Origin of the sequence: Blastococcus atacamensis (assembly GCF_002938425.1) — a bacterium.
Lineage (GTDB): Bacteria > Actinomycetota > Actinomycetes > Mycobacteriales > Geodermatophilaceae > Blastococcus > Blastococcus atacamensis.
Window position 1 is genome coordinate 1 of the sequence record NZ_POQU01000087.1, and the last position, 16,308, is coordinate 16,308.

Annotated in this window: 14 protein-coding genes; 6 read left to right on the top strand and 8 right to left on the bottom strand. The window is 70.9% G+C overall.

Translation table 11 applies throughout. The features are described 5' to 3' along the window. The 4 genes from C5508_RS16370 to C5508_RS16390 form a co-directional block, all read right to left on the bottom strand. On the bottom strand, positions 1 to 1,304 hold a 1,304-nt coding region (locus C5508_RS16370; RefSeq protein ID WP_408607763.1), incomplete at its 3' end, for a sacsin N-terminal ATP-binding-like domain-containing protein. 1,899 nt (positions 1,305 to 3,203) lie between these two features. Beyond that, positions 3,204 to 4,244 (bottom strand): NAD(P)-dependent alcohol dehydrogenase, encoded by a 1,041-nt coding sequence (locus C5508_RS16380; protein ID WP_104526009.1) that lies wholly within the window; start codon positions 4,242 to 4,244, stop codon positions 3,204 to 3,206. 110 nt (positions 4,245 to 4,354) lie between these two features. Beyond that, positions 4,355 to 4,990 (bottom strand): HD domain-containing protein, encoded by a 636-nt coding sequence (locus C5508_RS16385; RefSeq protein ID WP_198598134.1) that lies wholly within the window; start codon positions 4,988 to 4,990, stop codon positions 4,355 to 4,357. 117 nt (positions 4,991 to 5,107) lie between these two features. Next, entirely contained in the window at positions 5,108 to 6,535 is a 1,428-nt protein-coding gene (locus C5508_RS16390) for an ADP-ribosylglycohydrolase family protein (protein WP_198598135.1), read from the bottom strand. A 187-nt stretch (positions 6,536 to 6,722) separates the two neighbouring features. Here C5508_RS16390 and C5508_RS16395 point away from each other — a divergent pair, with 187 nt between their 5' ends. From C5508_RS16395 to C5508_RS16410, 4 genes are all read left to right on the top strand, one after another. Then, positions 6,723 to 7,463, top strand: a complete 741-nt coding sequence (locus tag C5508_RS16395; protein ID WP_104526010.1) for an endonuclease/exonuclease/phosphatase family protein — start codon at positions 6,723 to 6,725, stop codon at positions 7,461 to 7,463. Between the two features lie 133 nt (positions 7,464 to 7,596). Continuing rightward, positions 7,597 to 8,244, top strand: a complete 648-nt coding sequence (locus tag C5508_RS16400; protein ID WP_104526011.1) for a hypothetical protein — start codon at positions 7,597 to 7,599, stop codon at positions 8,242 to 8,244. 159 nt (positions 8,245 to 8,403) lie between these two features. After that, complete coding sequence (locus C5508_RS16405; RefSeq protein ID WP_104526012.1) at positions 8,404 to 10,056, top strand: NERD domain-containing protein; 1,653 nt, start codon at positions 8,404 to 8,406, stop codon at positions 10,054 to 10,056. A gap of 40 nt (positions 10,057 to 10,096) precedes the next feature. Continuing rightward, a complete protein-coding gene (locus tag C5508_RS16410; RefSeq protein ID WP_104526013.1) occupies positions 10,097 to 10,585 on the top strand; it encodes a hypothetical protein in 489 nt (162 codons plus the stop codon). 126 nt (positions 10,586 to 10,711) lie between these two features. Here the strand turns inward: C5508_RS16410 and C5508_RS19635 are convergent, their stop codons facing one another. Next, on the bottom strand, positions 10,712 to 11,281 hold the full coding sequence (locus tag C5508_RS19635) for a PGN_0703 family putative restriction endonuclease (RefSeq protein WP_157944125.1): 570 nt from the start codon (positions 11,279 to 11,281) through the stop codon (positions 10,712 to 10,714). Between the two features lie 69 nt (positions 11,282 to 11,350). Then, positions 11,351 to 12,148, bottom strand: a complete 798-nt coding sequence (locus tag C5508_RS16420) for a DUF6308 family protein (RefSeq protein WP_104526015.1) — start codon at positions 12,146 to 12,148, stop codon at positions 11,351 to 11,353. A 165-nt stretch (positions 12,149 to 12,313) separates the two neighbouring features. Here C5508_RS16420 and C5508_RS16425 point away from each other — a divergent pair, with 165 nt between their 5' ends. Both C5508_RS16425 and C5508_RS16430 read left to right on the top strand, forming a co-directional pair. Then, complete coding sequence (locus C5508_RS16425) at positions 12,314 to 14,473, top strand: TerD family protein (protein WP_104526016.1); 2,160 nt, start codon at positions 12,314 to 12,316, stop codon at positions 14,471 to 14,473. Positions 14,474 to 14,540: 67 nt separating this feature from the next. Then, complete coding sequence (locus C5508_RS16430) at positions 14,541 to 15,359, top strand: AIM24 family protein (protein ID WP_104526017.1); 819 nt, start codon at positions 14,541 to 14,543, stop codon at positions 15,357 to 15,359. Here the strand turns inward: C5508_RS16430 and C5508_RS16435 are convergent. Together C5508_RS16435 and C5508_RS16440 are read right to left on the bottom strand one after the other, a co-directional pair. Continuing rightward, positions 15,340 to 15,483 carry a hypothetical protein gene (locus tag C5508_RS16435; protein ID WP_198598136.1) on the bottom strand — a complete coding sequence of 48 codons (144 nt, stop codon included), beginning with the start codon at positions 15,481 to 15,483 and terminating at the stop codon, positions 15,340 to 15,342. The two genes, C5508_RS16430 and C5508_RS16435, sit on opposite strands and share 20 nt — an antisense overlap. Positions 15,484 to 15,531: 48 nt before the next feature. Continuing rightward, positions 15,532 to 16,308, bottom strand: a 777-nt coding sequence (locus tag C5508_RS16440; protein WP_232797212.1) for an HNH endonuclease signature motif containing protein, incomplete at its 5' end; no start/stop codon positions are given.

Genomic DNA, 16,308 nt, shown 5'->3' on the forward strand with positions numbered 1-16,308 from the left:
GCCTCGTGCCAGGCAATATGCGCGGCCTGCTCCAGCCGTAGCTCGAAGTGCGGGTACTCGAGATCACCGGGCACGCGAAGGACACCGTCGGCGTCCGGGATGCACTCGGCGTAGCGCGCCAGGCTGGGTATCTCGTGAGCGAGGTACTTGTCCGCGAAACTCGAGGCCTCGCGACCACGTGCCGGCAGGTAGTCGAAGTGACGCGCGGGGTCACTCTCGGTCCGCAGCTCGGGCAAGGCCTCGACCACGATCCCGGCGATGACGTCGAGCAGCTCCTCGTTGAAGGGACCAGGCAGCAGATTGGTCCGGTCGTCGTTGACCTGCCAAGGGGCGTTGATGATCCCGCGCGTCGAGGACACGTCCTTCAGCGGGAAGTAGGCCCAGAACTCGCCACGTTCCCGTGCGTCCGAAAGCGGCGCCGCATACGAGACGCGTACGACCTCACGCCGGATGGCCGCCCCCACCCCGGCAAGGGCTGCCTCGGACAGCGGGTGGTCCACATGTCGGACCCACCAGGGCGTCGATTCGCCGCCGGCGCGGGTAAGGAGATAGCGGTGGTCGTCCTGCGGCTCGCAGGTGTAGGTGCCCTCGAACGTCGTACCGCCCGCCTGCTCGACCCGAAGGTGCAGTACGTCGACCTTGTCCACAAACAGTAGAAACTCGGCAGGGAACTTCTGGAGCTCGTCGACCAGACGATTGACCTGCGATGTAAGGGGCAGTCGCACGACGGTTGTCGCCCAGCTCATCAGGTCGCGCAGCACGTCGTCGCGCGCTGCTTCGGCCTCGGCGTCGAGCAACAAGGGTGTGCGCAGGACGGGGTAGCGCTTGACGTGCGGGTCGATGGACGAGAGGTCTGCTCGCGCCCCGTCCGCGTCGAAACCGAAGCTGATGGACCTGCTGAAGACCTGTGGTCGGTCGCTGACTCCGAGCACCGACTTGAAGCCAAGACCGAAGCGCCCGATCTCCTCGCCTCGCTTGGGGCTCAGAAAGGCCTGACAGACGGCCTCCAGGCCTTGCTGCGTGAAGCCCTCGCCTTCGTTGGCGCAGTACAAGGTGTCGCCGACGATGCGAACCTCGACCCGCCCGGCTTGGCCACCCTTGCTCAGGGCGTCGGCGGCGTTCTGAATCAGCTCTAGAAGTTGCCGTTCGGCATAGCCGCCGGTTCGGTATCCGTCCTCCTGGTTGCCGTGTTCTGCCACCAGCAACGGATTCGCGCGATAGGCGTCCATGGCCCGCTCGCGGTGGTCGACGATCCACTGCTGAAGATCAACTTGCGGCTGCGTCCATACACCCCATGTGCTCATCGTTGCGGATTGTGCGCCAGGCCACCGACATTTCGGATCGGGCACGCCTCGTTGCTACCCATTTGAGGGCCAATTCAGGTGCGCGAGTTGTCGCGGGGGTTCGTGTGCCAGGTGAGGCAGCCACGCGCGACATGACTCCTTCGGCCCATGTCGATCGCGGTCGCGGTCGGAACGCGAGGGGCACACTTCCCGACCACCGGGTCTACAGCTCGGGGTACGTGGAGGGGTGAAGTGACCGGTTCGATCTGTCCATTCCATGCCGACGAGTGGCTCGTTGGTTCCCGCCGATGCGATGGGTCGACCGATTTCACGTGCGACCGTCGTCGGGGGCATCCGGGCGGCGGCCCGTGGTCGTGGCTGCGAGCCCCTGAGCCTCCGGAGGTGAAGGGGATCGCCGGGCTGGCGGAGGCACTCGACCTTGCGACCGAACTCCCTGCCGCACTCGCGTCGTTGGGTGAGGGTTGGTTCGAGTACGGCCTCGTGGAACGGGAGTACGCACTTCGCAGGCCAGACGACTTCGCAGTCATGGTCCGCCGGTGGGGTCACACCGCACTGGGTCCGCAGCAGTACACGGCGTCCAGTTACATCGCCGGGACCCTCGGGCGGCTGAGCAGCCAAGGAATTGTCGCCTACCACGACGGCGTCGGAACGGGCCGGTGGAGCTACAACTCCGATCTCTCATGGTGGTCATCGCTTCCCCCCGCGGAATGGGGACTTGGCACGTCCTGGTCGACCGCAATGGCTGACACGTCCACCTACGGTGACGGGAACGACCCGTGTCGGGAGTACATGCCCGCTGACCTGCTTCATCCCTAGGAGAGGCGGCGCAACATGAGGTCGGCCTCCCGAACGGCGCACCCATGTCGCGGCTGAATCACAACCGGCCGATGTTCAAGGCGCTCGACTCTGGCGGTGGTGAGCGCGTCAGGACCGTTGGCGAGGAGCTCAACGCATCACGCCGCCTCCGTGCTACGGAGGTTGCGCAAGCCTCGACGTGCGGAACATGTGGAGCGCGCAAGAAGGTGTCGGGCGCCACGCCCCGGTGTCAGCCCTGCATCGCGGACGAGGGGACCATTCGCTCAGCCCAGAAGAAGCTTCGGGCGTTGAGGCAACTCAAAGGCGAGGGAAAGGTCTCGTCGGCCGCGACCGGGAGTCAATACCAGGACCGCATCCTGGCGGCCGAGGCGCGAATAGCAGCCAGGGCACGGAAAAACGGCTTCAAACGTCGGCCTGGTGCAGGACGGCAGAGCGCAGCACCCACACCGCGGAAGCCGGCCGCCGGCGGGGCCGCCGCGCTACAAAGGGCCGAGCGTGCGGTTGAGACGGCGCGGAAGGAGCGACTTCTCGCTCGAACAGATTTCGAGGTAGACATCCTTCGGGAGCGACTGGCACGGGCGCAGCAAGAACTGGCACGGCTGCAGCGTGAACAGCGGGCGCGCCGGTCGCTCCAGTAATCGCCTGTGGTGTCGCGGCCTGGGAGTCTGCAGACACCGAGGCCCCCGTAGCGGCTCATGGTTCGACGTCGCGGAGCTGCTGGGCAGCGTGCTGCTGCGGTCCTGCGCGCAGTAACGACGCCGAGCCAAGCGGCGCCTCGATCAACGTCACCGACCGGCTCGTACGGTTCGACCGGCTCCCGACGAGAAGCCGGCGACGGGGGAGCGGACGGTCGGTCCAGACGACGCTGCCCGACGTCGCGCACCGCTTCCGGGCCGGGCGCCGAATCGGGCTGCAGGTCTCCGGCGGCGCCCATCCGCGGTACGCCCGCAACCTCGGCACCGGGGAGCCGCTCGGCGAGGGCGCCCGCGCTGTGCCGGTGATCCACCGGATCGGCTCAGGCAGCGCGTCACCGTCGTCGATCACCCTTCCGACCGGCTGACGCGGCAGTCCCACCCGAGGGTGTCAGCTGTAGGGAACGACGACGGCGCGGCCGCGGACCTCGCCGTCGTGGAGCTTGCGGTAGGCCTCCGGCGCCTGGTCGAGGCCGTACCGCTCGACCTCCACGTGGATCGCACCGGCCCGCGCGAGGTCCAGCACCTCCATCAGCTCCGACCGCGTGCCCCAGTACGGCACGCGCACCGACGCCCCCATCGGCGTCGAGAAGAAGCCGGTGGACAACAGGCCGCCGCCGATCCCGACGATCTGAATCACGCCGTTCAGGGCGACCGACTTGCGGGCGATCTCCAGGGTCGGCGGGGCACCGACGAAGTCGAACACCACCTGCGCGCCCACCCCGCCGGTCAGCTTGCGGATCTCCGCGACTGCGGACACGTCTGACAGCAACGCGCGGTGCGCCCCGACCTCGCGGGCCAGCTTCAGCTTCTCCTCGCTGATGTCAAGCGCGATGACGGTGGCGCCGGTGATCGCCCGCAGGATCTGGATGCCCACGTGCCCGAGCCCGCCGGCGCCGATGACCACCGCGGTGCTCCCCGCCGGCAGCGCGCCGAGGCTGGAGACGACCGCGTGGTACGGCGTCAGCCCCGCGTCGGTGAGGGAGACGGTGGCGACCGGGTCGAGGTCGCCGAGCGGAACGAGGTGCCGGACGTCGTCCACGATCAGGTACTCGGCCAGCGCGCCGGGGCCGCCGAGGCCGGGCGGCTGGATGCCGAGCTCCGCTGCCCTGGGGCAGTAGTTCTCCGCTCCCTGCGCGCAGGCGTGGCATACCCCGCAGCCCCACGGCCCGTAGACGGCCACCGGCTCGCCCACCTCGACGCCGGTCGCGCCGTCGCCGAGCGCGTCGACGACGCCCGCCCCCTCGTGGCCGAGGGTCAGTGGCAGCCCGTAGGTGAACTGCTCGGCCGACAGGCCCATGACGAAGGCGTCGGAGTGGCACAACCCCGCGGCGGTGACCCGCAGTCGCACCTGCCCGGGGCCCGGTTCCGGCGTGGGGACGTCGACCACCTCGGGCTCGCCACCGATGGTCCGGTACTGCACCGCGCGCATGCGTGCTCCTCCGTGATGAGGACGACGGACCTCGACCCTAGGACCCCGCGCTGCGCAGAAGGCGGGTCGGACCCGCGGCAAGGGCCCGGTGCGCCGCGGCCGCTCGTTGGTCAGCGGCCGGCGTCGGCGACCGACACGAGCTCGGCCACCGCCCGGTTCAGCGCATCGGCGATCGAGCTGCCCGGCAGTCGATCCGCGACGACGTCGCGGACGCTCGTGTAGTACCAGGACAGCTCCTCGGGGCTCGCGTTGAAGGTGTCCCAGAACTCGGCCCCGTAGCGGCGGACGTCGGCGGCGATGCAGAGCCCGTTGTGCGTCTTGTCCGCCGCCGTCACCAGCAGCGCGTCGAGCGACTTGTCCGGCAGCCCGTCGACGTACGCCTGCTTCCGCTCCTGCCACGTGCCCTTGCGCTCGCCGGAGTCGTTCAGCCCGTCCGAGCAGGCCGCCACCATGTCGGCCACGGCGGCGCCGAACCGCCCCCGGATCTCGGCGAGCACCGCACCGCCCTGACCGGGCTGCGCGTCCTCGACCGCGTCGTGCAGCAAGGCGGCGATCGCCTGGTCTTCAGTGCCGCCGTGCTCCATGACTAGCGCGCTGACGCTTATCAGGTGCGACATGTACGGCACCTTCGAGCCCTTTCGCTCCTGCTCGCGGTGGTGCTGCGCGGCGTACACCAGCGCCTGGTCGAATCGCTCGCTCAGCGGCCCGGCGCCCATCACCTTGCGGTCGTCGAGGGGCGTGGTCATGGGGTCTCCTTCCCCGTCAGGACGGCGGCGGTGAACAACGTCCGGTACGCCGACGCCGTCTCGTCTACCGGTGGCCTACCCGGCGGGTCTCGCCTGCGAACGACCCGAACCGGTGACTCAGGTGCTCGACGCCTGGTCGCTGTCCGGCGACCGCTCGGCCAGGCGCTCGAGCGCGGCGGTGAAGCTGGCGTTCCACAGGCCCAGGTGCGGCCAGCGCTCGGCGACGTGCGCCGTCGCCTCCTCGACCGACATGCCCTTCTCGCGCACCAGCCAGCCGCGCAGCACCAGGCCGGTGCGCGAGGCGCCGCCGTGGCAGTGCACCAGCAGCCGGTGCCCTTCCTCCTGCAGCGCCTTCATATCGTCGAGGACGTCGGCGAGCATGACGTCGAGGTCGGCGTTGTGCTCGTTGTCGGCGATGTAGGCCATCCGGTGCACCGGGTGCGGGAACGGCTCGCCGAGCCGGCACAGCGAGATGACGGCGAAATCGTCGGCGCTGTAGCGGGCGCCGTCGAGGTTGCCGGCCCAGATGCCGGGCAGCACCTCCGTCGGGCCGATCCGCGGGATCACGCCCGGGTCGTAGTTCTGCTGCGCCCCGCCGTCGAGCGCCGCGGCGAGCTGCTGCAGGTCGGCCACCCGCCAGACCTTGTCGCCGAAGCCCGGCACCCGCCCGTGCACCACCGACGCCCACCGGCTCGGGATGCGGCCCATGCCGTACACCGCGCCGGCCAGGCCGCCGGCAACGCACGCCACCGTGTCGGTGTCGCCACCCAGGTCGATCACCAGCCGCATCACCTCGGCGAAGTCGCCGCCGTTCCGCATCGCCCAAACCGCCTGGCCGAGCGTCGGCCACACCGCACCATTCGGCTCGGTCGCGTTCGCCGGTGACCAGTCCTCAGCCAGCACGACGGTCCAGCGCTCCCGGTGCTCCGGAGCCACCGCCCCCAGCGCAGCCGGGATCGCCGCCAGCGGGTCCCCGCCGTCCAGTGCCACGCGCATCAGCTCATGGAAGATCGCACAGCCCTCGCCCGCCGACGGGTCGCCGTGGGTCAGCGCGGAGATCCGCCGGGCGGCGGCCATGGTCGCCTCGCGGCCGTCCTTGGAAAACCGGATCGCGGCGGGCGTCGTCCGCATCAGCGAGCCGTTGCCCGCCGCGTGCCCCGACCGGGCGAAGTGCTCGGCCGCGGCGACATCCCACGGCCGACCGGAGCCGAGGACGGCGCGGGTCTGGTTGCCGATGTCCGGCGGCCCGGCCGCCGCCCACGCCGAGAACCGCGCGAAGACGTCGGCCTCGTCGAGACCGCCGGACGACACCAGCGACTCGGCCAGCAGCAGGGCCATCTGGGTGTCGTCCGTGAACTCGCCCGGCTCCCAGTCCAGCGAGCCGCCGCCGCACATCTCCGTCTTCGCGCCCCGCGCGGGGGAGGGGAAGCGGGCCGAGAACTGCCCGGGCGGGCCGAACTCGAACGGCGCCCCCAGCGCGTCGCCGACGGCAGAGCCGACCAGCGCGCCGGCGACTCGGTGCGAGCGGTGCATGCGCGTGGTCACGGGTTCTCCTCCGACGGTGAGCGCGGCGATACGCTGATCCGCAGTCAACCGGCGCGGCTCTAGGTTCGCTGCTGACCCGCCGAACTTCCGCCCTCGACTTCGCTTGTAAGGCGTAAGAGACGGCGACCGCCCGCCACGCTGCGCCGGCGCCTGGGTGATGCCGTGGTCCGAACACTCGAGGAGCACCGTGCGTATCGGCACCTACAACCTGAAGCTGTGCCCGGCGTCCTCCTCCACTCGCGGCCAAGCGGTCGCCGCCTGGATGGCGGATCAGGCCGTCGATGTCTGGCTGCTCACCGAGGTTCGCCGGGACTGGATACCTGGCCGAGGCCGACTGGTCGTCTCCTCCGAGCGCGCTGCTTCGCCGGTGGAGAAGCGGTGGTGCGGGATCGAGACCGAGCTGCCGCTCGGCGAGTTGCGAACGCCCGCCGAGCCCTCGCACGCCGGCGAAGAGGGGCTGGTCCTCGCGCGGCTTGCGCTGGACGGCGGAACGTCGGTGCTGGTCGCGTGCTCGGTGCTGCCGTGGAAGGGGGCGGGGAAGTACTGGCCCGGCCTTCCGGCCGGTCAGGCGGCGGAGTTCGGCCACGTCCTCGACCACCATGTCGATCGCATCTCGGCCGAGCGCCGCGCCGACGAGCCGCTGATTTGGGGCGGTGACTTCAACCAGCAGCTGACCGCGCCGTTCTACTTCACCACCGCAGACGGCGCGCTCGCGCTGCGAGCCGCCTTCGACGGGCTGGGACTCGTGGCATTGACGGAGCGGGCCGAGCACCTCAACGGCACCTCCTGCGCCATCGACCATCTGGCCGTCAGTTCGGAGCTGATCGCGGGAGAACAGATGGCGCAGGTGCACCGGCCGCAGTGGAACGGCGCGCACCTGAGCGACCATGCCGCCTACACGGCCGAGCTGGATGTGGCCCGGCTCTGACGGCCACTGGGCCGGTGCGCCGCTGGATCGGGTGGCGCGCGAGCCGGACGGCTCGACGCGGTCCGGTCGTGTCGGTGGCTCGTGCCATGGTCCGGCCCTCGCCGTCGGAAGACGGCCCGAACGTGGGAGTGGCATGGGTGAGTCGATGGGTGTGCAGGCCGGGCGCGTATGCCCTGGGTGCGGCGAGGAAAACTCGATCCCGCTGATCTACGGGATGCCGGGTGCCGAGGACTTCCAGCAGGCCGAGCGAGGCGTCGTCGCGCTCGGCGGCTGCCTGATGCCGGAGGACGTGGCGGCGTTCGTCTGCCGCAGCTGCGACCTGTCCTGGGGCAGCGAGGCCGACCCCACGGCCGACGAGGCCGAGCTCGCCGGGCTGCTCGGTGTCGAGCATGCCGACGTCGTCCGGGCGCTGGGTTCTGGCTGGCGTCGGGAGCCCGGCACGACGGGGGAGGACGGCGTCGCGTGGTTCGTCAGTGGCGAGCCGGCGCAGGTGGCGATCGGGATCCAGGCGCCGTGGTTCGTGCTCGACCGGCCGGCGGCGGCCTGGGGTGAGGTCCGCCAGGGCCCGTTGATGGGGGAGGGGCACCGGTTCACCCGGGACGACGTCCTGCACCTGCCCGACGTCGTGGCCGACGCGGCTGAGGTCATCGCCTCCCGTCGGCGTCGCTCCTTCCGCTGGTGCCGCACCTGCCGGCGCGTGGCGCCGCCCGAGACGTTCAGCGCATCGGCCGGTGCGTGCGAGCAGTGCCAGCGCGCCGCGGAGGAGCGGGCGCCGTGGTGATCACGCTGCCGGGCCATCTGGAAGGCCGTCGGCTCCCCGATCCGGCGTCACTGCTGTGACAGGGTCGCGGGATGCCGGGTCCACCAGCTTCTCCGCGGGCCGCCGATGCAGAGAAGTCGCCGTGAGTGCAGCCCCGAGCCGGCCCCTGCAGGCTCTCGCATGACGGCTCGGCTGTTCCCCGACGACCCGCAGTTCGCGCACTCGTCCGAAGAGCTCCTCGTGCAGACGCTGCGTGAGCAGCTGCCCGACGACGCCGTGCTCTTCTGCAATCTCCGCTTCAGCGACGGCCGGGAGGATCGGGAGGCCGACCTCGTCGTCGCCTGGCCGGGCGTCGGCGTCGCCGTGGTCGAGGTCAAGGGCGGGAGCGTCTCGCTGGACCGGGGCGAGTGGCGGCAGCTGCAGAGCGGCACGGAACACGTGATCCGCCCGGTCGACCAGGCGGTCGCCTGCAAGTACCTGCTCTGCGAGTACCTGGCCGACCACCCGCGATGGCGAGCGGGTCGCCCGCGGACCGCGCACCTCGTCGCGGTGCCGGCAACCACGCTGCCCGACGACTTCAGAGCATCCGGGCTGGCCCGCTGGATGGCGCTCGACACGACCGACGTCCCGCACGCCGCAGCACGCATCCGGGCGGCGCTGGAGAAGGTCCGCGACGAACCGGACCCGCCGACCGCCGACGACGTCGAGGGGCTCGTCGACTGCCTGGCCGGCGCGGCGATCCCGCAGCGGCACCTGCTGGCCGAGCTGGCCGAGCGCGAGGCCGCGTGCGAGCTGCTGACCCGGGACCAGGCCAAGGTCCTGGACCTGCTGGCGGCGTACGACCGGGTCGAGATCCGGGGTGGTGCCGGTTCGGGCAAGACCTGGCTGGCGGTGGAGAAGGCCCGCCGGCTCGCCGCCGACGGTCAGCGGGTGGCCCTCATGTGCTACTCCCGCGGACTGGCCGAGTTCCTCAAGCGCCGCGTCGAGACGCTGCCGAAGCGGCAGCGGCCGGCCTACGTCGGCACCTTCCACAACCTCGGCATCGGCTGGGGCGTCGCGCCGGGCTCGGACGACGACAGCGGCTACTGGGAGGAACGCCTGCCCGCCGAGATGGTGAAGCTGGCCGCCGCGCTGCCGGAGAGCGAGCGGTTCGACGCGATCGTCATCGACGAGGGCCAGGACTTCGCGCAGAGCTGGTGGGACGCCGTCCTGGCGGCGCTGCGTGAGCCGGCGACCGGCTGCCTGTACGTCTTCTCCGACGAGGGGCAGCGTATCTTCGCGCGCCAGGGGCGGCCGACCGTCGAGCTGATGCCGATCCCGCTCGTCGAGAACCTGCGCAACACCAAGCAGATCGCCGGCACCTTCTCCAGCCTCGCGCCCGAGCAGATGCGCATCCGCGGCCAGGCCGGCGTGCCGGTGCGGTTCGTCCAGTGCGCGTCGGACGACGCCGTCGGTGTGGCGGACGACGTCGCGGACGGGCTGCTCGAGGAGGGCTGGCCGCCGGAGTCGGTGGCGCTGCTGACCACGCACCGGCGGCACCCCGTGCAGGTGGAGCGGCAGGCCGAGGGGCAGGACGCCTACTGGGCGACCTACTGGCAGGACGACGACGTCTTCTACGGGCACGTGCTGGGCTTCAAGGGGCTGGAACGGCCGGCCGTCGTGCTGGCCGTCAACGGCTTCCGGGACGAGGCCCGCGCGAAGGAGATGCTCTACGTGGCGCTGTCCCGGGCGCGCGACCTCCTCGTCGTCTGCGGGGACATGGAGTTGATCCGGCGGGTCGGCGGGGAGGCGGTCGCTCGCCGGCTCGCAGAGGCGTCGGCAACGAGCCGGTGAGAAGGCTCGGAGCGCAAGAACCAGATCACGGAGGTAGCACGTGAGCACGGAGAACCAGCAGCTCTACCGGACCGAGTCCGGCAGCCGTCTGCACATCCGCAACTGTCCGCACCTCAGCGAATCCGTGGTTGTGGAGGCAACCGCCACGGACGGCGAGGTCTGCACGTGGTGTGACAAGGAGATCCGCGGCGAGGGGCGTGAGTACTTCGACGATCTCGACGCGGCCCTCCGCGCGTTCGGCGGACCGCAGGGGAACTGGCCGCTGATCCGCGAGCACCTGGCCGGCGTCGACCCCGACGAGGTGTGGATCCCCTACAGCCGCTCCTACATCGCGCTCGGCCGGAAGGGCCGGGCGGTTGCCTGGGCGGGCAAGACCTACGTGCAGCCGCCGGAGGGGCCCTACATCGAGCTGCCCGGGTTCCGGGCGGGCAGCGGCGCCGGCGCCAAGGTCGAGGACATCTGGGGCGACAAGTGCGAGGTACACAACATGATCCGCTCGCGCAGCGGTGTGTGCGGGATGTGCTTCTGATCCGCGTCCGACATGCGTCCTTGTCCACCGGGGCGGGGGCCGGCGGGTCATGCGCTCCTCACCATCGTCGGTCCCGCCAAGCCTCTTCCGAACAAGGGCGTCGCCGACGGCTCCTGAGCTCGCCGCTCAGCTCGGCTGGGAGCGGAGTCGTGGAGTTCGCCCCGAACGGGTTGGCGCTCGCTCGTCGAGTCGTCGTGAGTTCAGCGAGGTCGCAGCTCCGCCGCGGTCACGACAGAGCCACGCCACGTCGAACGCGGAGCGGTTGCCGAGGAACCGGGGGTCCGCACGCCCCGGGGACCATTCGAAGCGGATCGATTCCACCGAGGCGACGAGGTCCGGCCACAAGGCCCGACCGATCAGGCCGGCCAGCTCGAGGTCCTGCTGCAGCTCGGCGAACAGGTTGAAGGCCAAGGGCTGCGAGGACAGCATGTTGTCGTAGATGCGGGGCGTGCTGATCAGCGCGCCGGGCTCGAGCCGTGCGTTCGCCACCGCGCGGGCGACACTCGGTGTCAGGAAGTTGTTGGTCGTGTCTCCGGCCGGAAGTCGCGAGCCGAGACGTCGCTGACCTGCCATCCCCGCCGGCTGACCGAGCTGCTCGCGCCACCTCGCTTGGCGGAGTCGCAGTTCGGACTGCCACGGGGCGTCACGAGCGACCAGGACGTCAGCGGCCTGGAGTGTCTCCGTGCTGGGGAACATCGCGTCAGCCTTCCTCGCCACAGACGAGCTCGCAGCCCGTCTGCGACGGGGAACCGCTCGACGCTCCACTCATGACGTGCTCGTCCCGTTCCAGTGGCTCCACTCCGAGGTCGCCTTCCCGTGGGTGACGGCGTGGTCCCACTTACGGGACGCCTTGAGCCACAGCAGGATGTCGTGCAGCCGGAGTCGGGTCAGCGACACGTCGTCTTCCGCGTTCACGAGGTCGGCGAACACCCGTTCCAGAGTCGTGAACTCTTCAGCGTTCGCGCGCAGTTCGCGGTGCACGACGCCCCACAGGCCGACGTCGCTGTCCTTGGACGGCGCCAGCTTCGGGGCCGTCAGGCCATCGATGAGCGGGAAGAGCTCCGGTCGCTTGTGGTGCAGCAGCTTGTGGGTGAGCGCGACGCCGATCCCGTCGGTCGCCATGCACTCTCGCCAAGCATCGTCGAGTGCCTCGCCGGTCGACCGCGGGGGAGGAGTGCGCCCCACCTCCGGCTCCGGCAGCTCCCAGAACGCTCGGCCTTCGGCCCGCTCGACCGCCGACCGCACGTGCGGCCACGCTCGATCCGCGGCATCCTTCAACGCCGTGATGGCGGTCTGGTCCATCTTCCCGTTGATGCCGTCGACGACGAGCACGTCCAGCCAGGCGAACTCGTCGTCCTCCGACGGCAGCACGCAGTCGTAGACCCGATAGGCGTAGGCCCGGACCTTGATCGTGACGCCGTCAGGGTGGCTCGGCGTCCAGTTGATCCGCAGGTCGCGTTGCGCCCGGGCGTAGCCGAGGACGGCGGCCAAGGCGTCGCTCCGGGAGATGTCCTGCGAGTCCGCGCTGGGCAGCCGAAAGCTGTTGTCCACGTCGTCCCCCATCTTTCGTGCGTGCCGTTCGTCGGCTGCCTCGACCGGACGGTAGCCGTGGGGACCGATGACAGACCGGTGCGGCAACAGGCGGGGGAGCGGTGTCTCCTGTTGCGCCTGCGAAGACGCGCAACTGAGTTCCCGAACTGCGTCGTACCCGGTGCTTACGATCCGCTCGTGGTCGCCGACGAGCTCGCCAAGGGTCAGAACGCTCCTCTTCCGCCTGAAGCACTGCGGGTGCGAGTGGTGGTGACGTGGGACCAGGCCGCCGAGGACGTGGACGTCGACGTCTCCGCACTGCTGCTTGGCGACGACGGACGAGTCCGCTCCGACGAGGACTTCGTGTTCTACAACCAGCCCACCTCGTCCGACGGGGCGGTGCAGTACCTCGGGCGCGGCACGACCGAGACCGGCAATCAGGAGAGCCTCGCGGTCGATCTCGAGAGCCTTCCGCAGGACGTCGCCACTGTGGCCGTCACCGCGAGCGTCGGTACCGGGACCTTCGGTGCGCTCGATGGCTTGCGCCTGCTCGTCCTCGACCCCGCCGGATCGCCTCTGGTCAGCTACGCCGTCGACGGTGCTGCCGAGGAGACCGCACTGCTCTTCGGCGAGATCTACCGGCGCGGAGACGGCTGGAAGGTCCGCGCCGTCGGGCAGGGATGGTCTTCCGGACTCGCCGGGCTCGCGCAGGACTTCGGCGTCACCGTCGCAGATGACTCAGATGACGAACCGGACGTCACGGCCGAGCGCGAGGAAACCGCTCAGCCGGAGGTCACGGCGACCGAGGTGCTCCAGGAGCCGACCGAGATCCAGGACGACGAGCTGGTCGACGTCGTCGAGCTGGAGAACGAGGGCGCCGACGACACCCTTGCCGTCGTCATCGACCTGCCTCGGCCGAAGGTGACCCTGATGGAGCAGCCGGCCGCCGCGGCCCCGTCCGCCCCTGCGCAGTCAGCGAAGGGTGTGCGTACCCGCAAGGGCTCGGCGGCCAAGGTGACCCCGCCTGTCCTGCGCCTTGCCGGCGACGAGTCGTGGACCGCCGCGCGACTCTTCTCGATCGCCGGCGTCGGCAATGCCGATGAGCAGGAGAAGCGGGCCACCTCGGCGCTGATGGCGACGATGATGGGCGTCCGCCCGTTCGGCCGGGGGATCGCCGCTCGTGTGGGGGCGCCCGCGGGCACGATCGAGACCTACCTCGAGGTGCCGTTCCCCCAGGGGGAGGGCGTTGTCATCCCCGACGCCGTGATCCGGATCGCGCGTGGTTCGCGCATGTGGACCGCACTGCTGGAGACCAAGACCGGGAGCGGACAACTCGGCCGCGAGCAGGTGGAGAACTACCTCGACGTCGCCCGACACCAGGGCTACAACGCCGTCATCACCCTCTCCAACGAGATCGCCCCCGCGGCAGGGGAACACCCGGTGACCGTCGACCGGCGGAAGCTGGCCAAGGTCGCCCTCTTCCACCTGTCCTGGGCCGAGGTGCTGCACGAAGCGCAGATGGTCCTGGCCCACCGCGGGCTCGACGACCAGATGCAGGCCTGGGTGCTGCACGAGTTCGTGCGCTACCTCCAGCACCCTCGGTCCGGCGTCGCCGGGTTCGACGACATGGGTCAGTCCTGGGTACCGGTCCGGGAATCGGTGGCCGCTGGAACGCTGCGCGCCGGTGACCGCAAGGTGCCCGCGGTCGTGGACGCCTGGATCCGCCTGGTTCGGCAGCTGAGCCTGCGACTGACGGCCGAGCTGGGCGTCAACGTCGCCCATGTGCTGCCGCGCAAGCTCGCCACCGATCCGGTGAGCCGGACGCGAGCCGGAGTCGAGGCCCTCGTCGAGAAGGGCTGCCTGACCGCGACGCTCAAGGTGCCCGGCGCCGCCGGGCCGATTCACGTCGTCGCCGATCTGCGCACCGGCCAGGTCCGGGTCAGCAGCAAGGTGGCCGCGCCCCAGGAGGGCACGGGCCAGCGCCGCATCACCTGGATCCTGCGGCAGCTCAAGGGCGCTCCCGACGACGTGCTGATCGACGTCGCCTTCACGGGTACCTCGGAGTCGACCTGCGAGCGACTGCGCGACGTGCGGGACAAGCCGGCGGCGCTGCTCGCGTCCAGCAAGTCGGAGGTCGCCTCGTTCACCCTCACCCGCACCCTGCCCCTCGGTACCAAGCGGTCCGGCGTGCGCGGCGCCTTCATCCCGAGCGTCGTCCACGCGGTGGAGGGCTTCTATGCCGACGTCCTCCAGCCGCTGCGACCGTGGGTGGCGCGTGCACCCCAGATGCCCGACGGCGCCGTCGCGGCTGAACCAGAGGCGGTCAGCGACCCCGTCGAGGCCGACGCCGTCGGCTGATCACGTCAGGGTCGTGGGACGTCGCCGGTTCGGCGGGCAGACTCCTGTCCGACCGGAAGGGGTACCCATGACGCTCGACGTCCAGTTCGTCGGCACCACCACCAAGATGGCCATCGTCAGCTTGCGCCCCGGGCAGGTCGTCTACAGCGAGGCGGGGAAGTTCCTCTTCTCCTCCGGCGACGTCGTCATGGAGACCAAGCTGTCGGCGCCGTCCGCACCGGGTGGGTCGCCGCAGAGCAGCGGTGGAGGGTCCGGTGCGCTGGGCGGGCTGCTGCGGGGGGCCATGGACGTCGGGAAGCGGGTCCTGGCCGGTGAGTCGTTCGCGTTCACCCACTTCTCGACGCGCGGCGGTGATGGCTTGCTCGCGCTGGCCGGAGTGCTGCCCGGCGAGATGCGGGCCCTGGAGCTCGACGGGCGCACCACCTGGTTCGCCGAGAAGGACGCCTTCGTCGCCGCCGAGGCGGGCGTGAACTTCGACATCGCCTTCTCCGGGCTCAACGCCGGGTTCTCCGGAGGCGAGGGCTTCGTGCTGGAGAAGTTCACCGGCGTCGGCACGCTGCTCATCGGCGGCGCAGGCGACTTCATCGACATCAACCCGGCTGACTACGGCGGCAAGCTCCGCGTGGACACCGGCTGCATCGTGGCGTGGGACCAGAACATCCGGTACGGCGTCGAGCGCGTGGGCGGACTCAACCGGCAGGGCGTCATGAACGCGATGTTCGGCGGCGAGGGCATGTCCCTGGCGACGGTCGAGGGCAACGGCCGGGTGATCCTGCAGTCGGTCACCATCGACGGGTTGGCCAAGGCGCTGGCGAAGAACGCCGGTGCGGGGGACAAGAAGACCGGCGCCGGCCTCGGCGGCATCTTCAGCGGCAGCGCGGACTGATCCCTCGGCCCCGCTGCAGGCGGTCGAGGGCGTCGGTGAAGCCGGCGTTCCACGGGCCGAGGTGCGGCCAGCGCTCGGCAACGTGCGCCGTCGCCTCCTCGACCGGCATGCCCTTCTCGCGCACCAGCCAGCCGCGCAGGACCAGTCCGGGACACGACGCTGCCCGTGGCTCTCAGAACGGGATGTCAGCGGTCTGCGGGGTCTCACGTCTGGTGGCGAGGGCGGTGAGTGCGTCGGCGTAGCGCTGCCGGCCGGTCCGCCGTGGCGGCGCCGCGACGCGGGTGTCGCCGTCGTCGCTGCCGAAGGCCGGCGGGTAGGTCGTGATCGTCCGCCCGTTGGGCAGGGTCCAGACCAGACCGCCGTCGTCGGCGCGGTGCAGGCGCCAGCCCGGTGCCTGGTGCGAGAGCCGGTGGTGGTGCTCGCACAGGCAGGCCAGGTTGTCGTGCGCCGTGTCGCCGTGCGGATGCGGCACCTGGTGGTCGAGGTCGCAGCACCTCGCACGCTGCCGACATCCCGGGAAGCGGCACCGTCGATCGCGCAATCGGACGAAGCGGTACAGCGGGTCGGTGGGCCGGTAGGCGTCCGTGCCGCCGGGCGGCCCGAGGCCCCGTCCCGCGGCGGCGGCCGCGCGGAGCTCGAAGCTGTCGGTGAGCGCGAGCAGGGAAACGGTGAGCTGGTCGACCACCGCGATGCGCGGTCGCTCGGCGAGCGCGGTGTCGATCAGCCGCCGGACGTCCAGCAGCCGGGAGAGCGCCGCCCGGGTTGCTGCCTCCTCCGCGCCGTTCGTGGCTGACGGTCGATGTCCCGCGGCCCGAGCGGTCAGCAGGCCGTCCGCTGCGGCCCGCTCCTCGTCGCGCAGCGCGACAAGCCGGGCTTCGTGCTCCTCTTCGGCGGCGCTGTCGGCCACGGGGGAGACGGCGGGCGAGGCGGGCTCGGGGGCCGAGGGGTG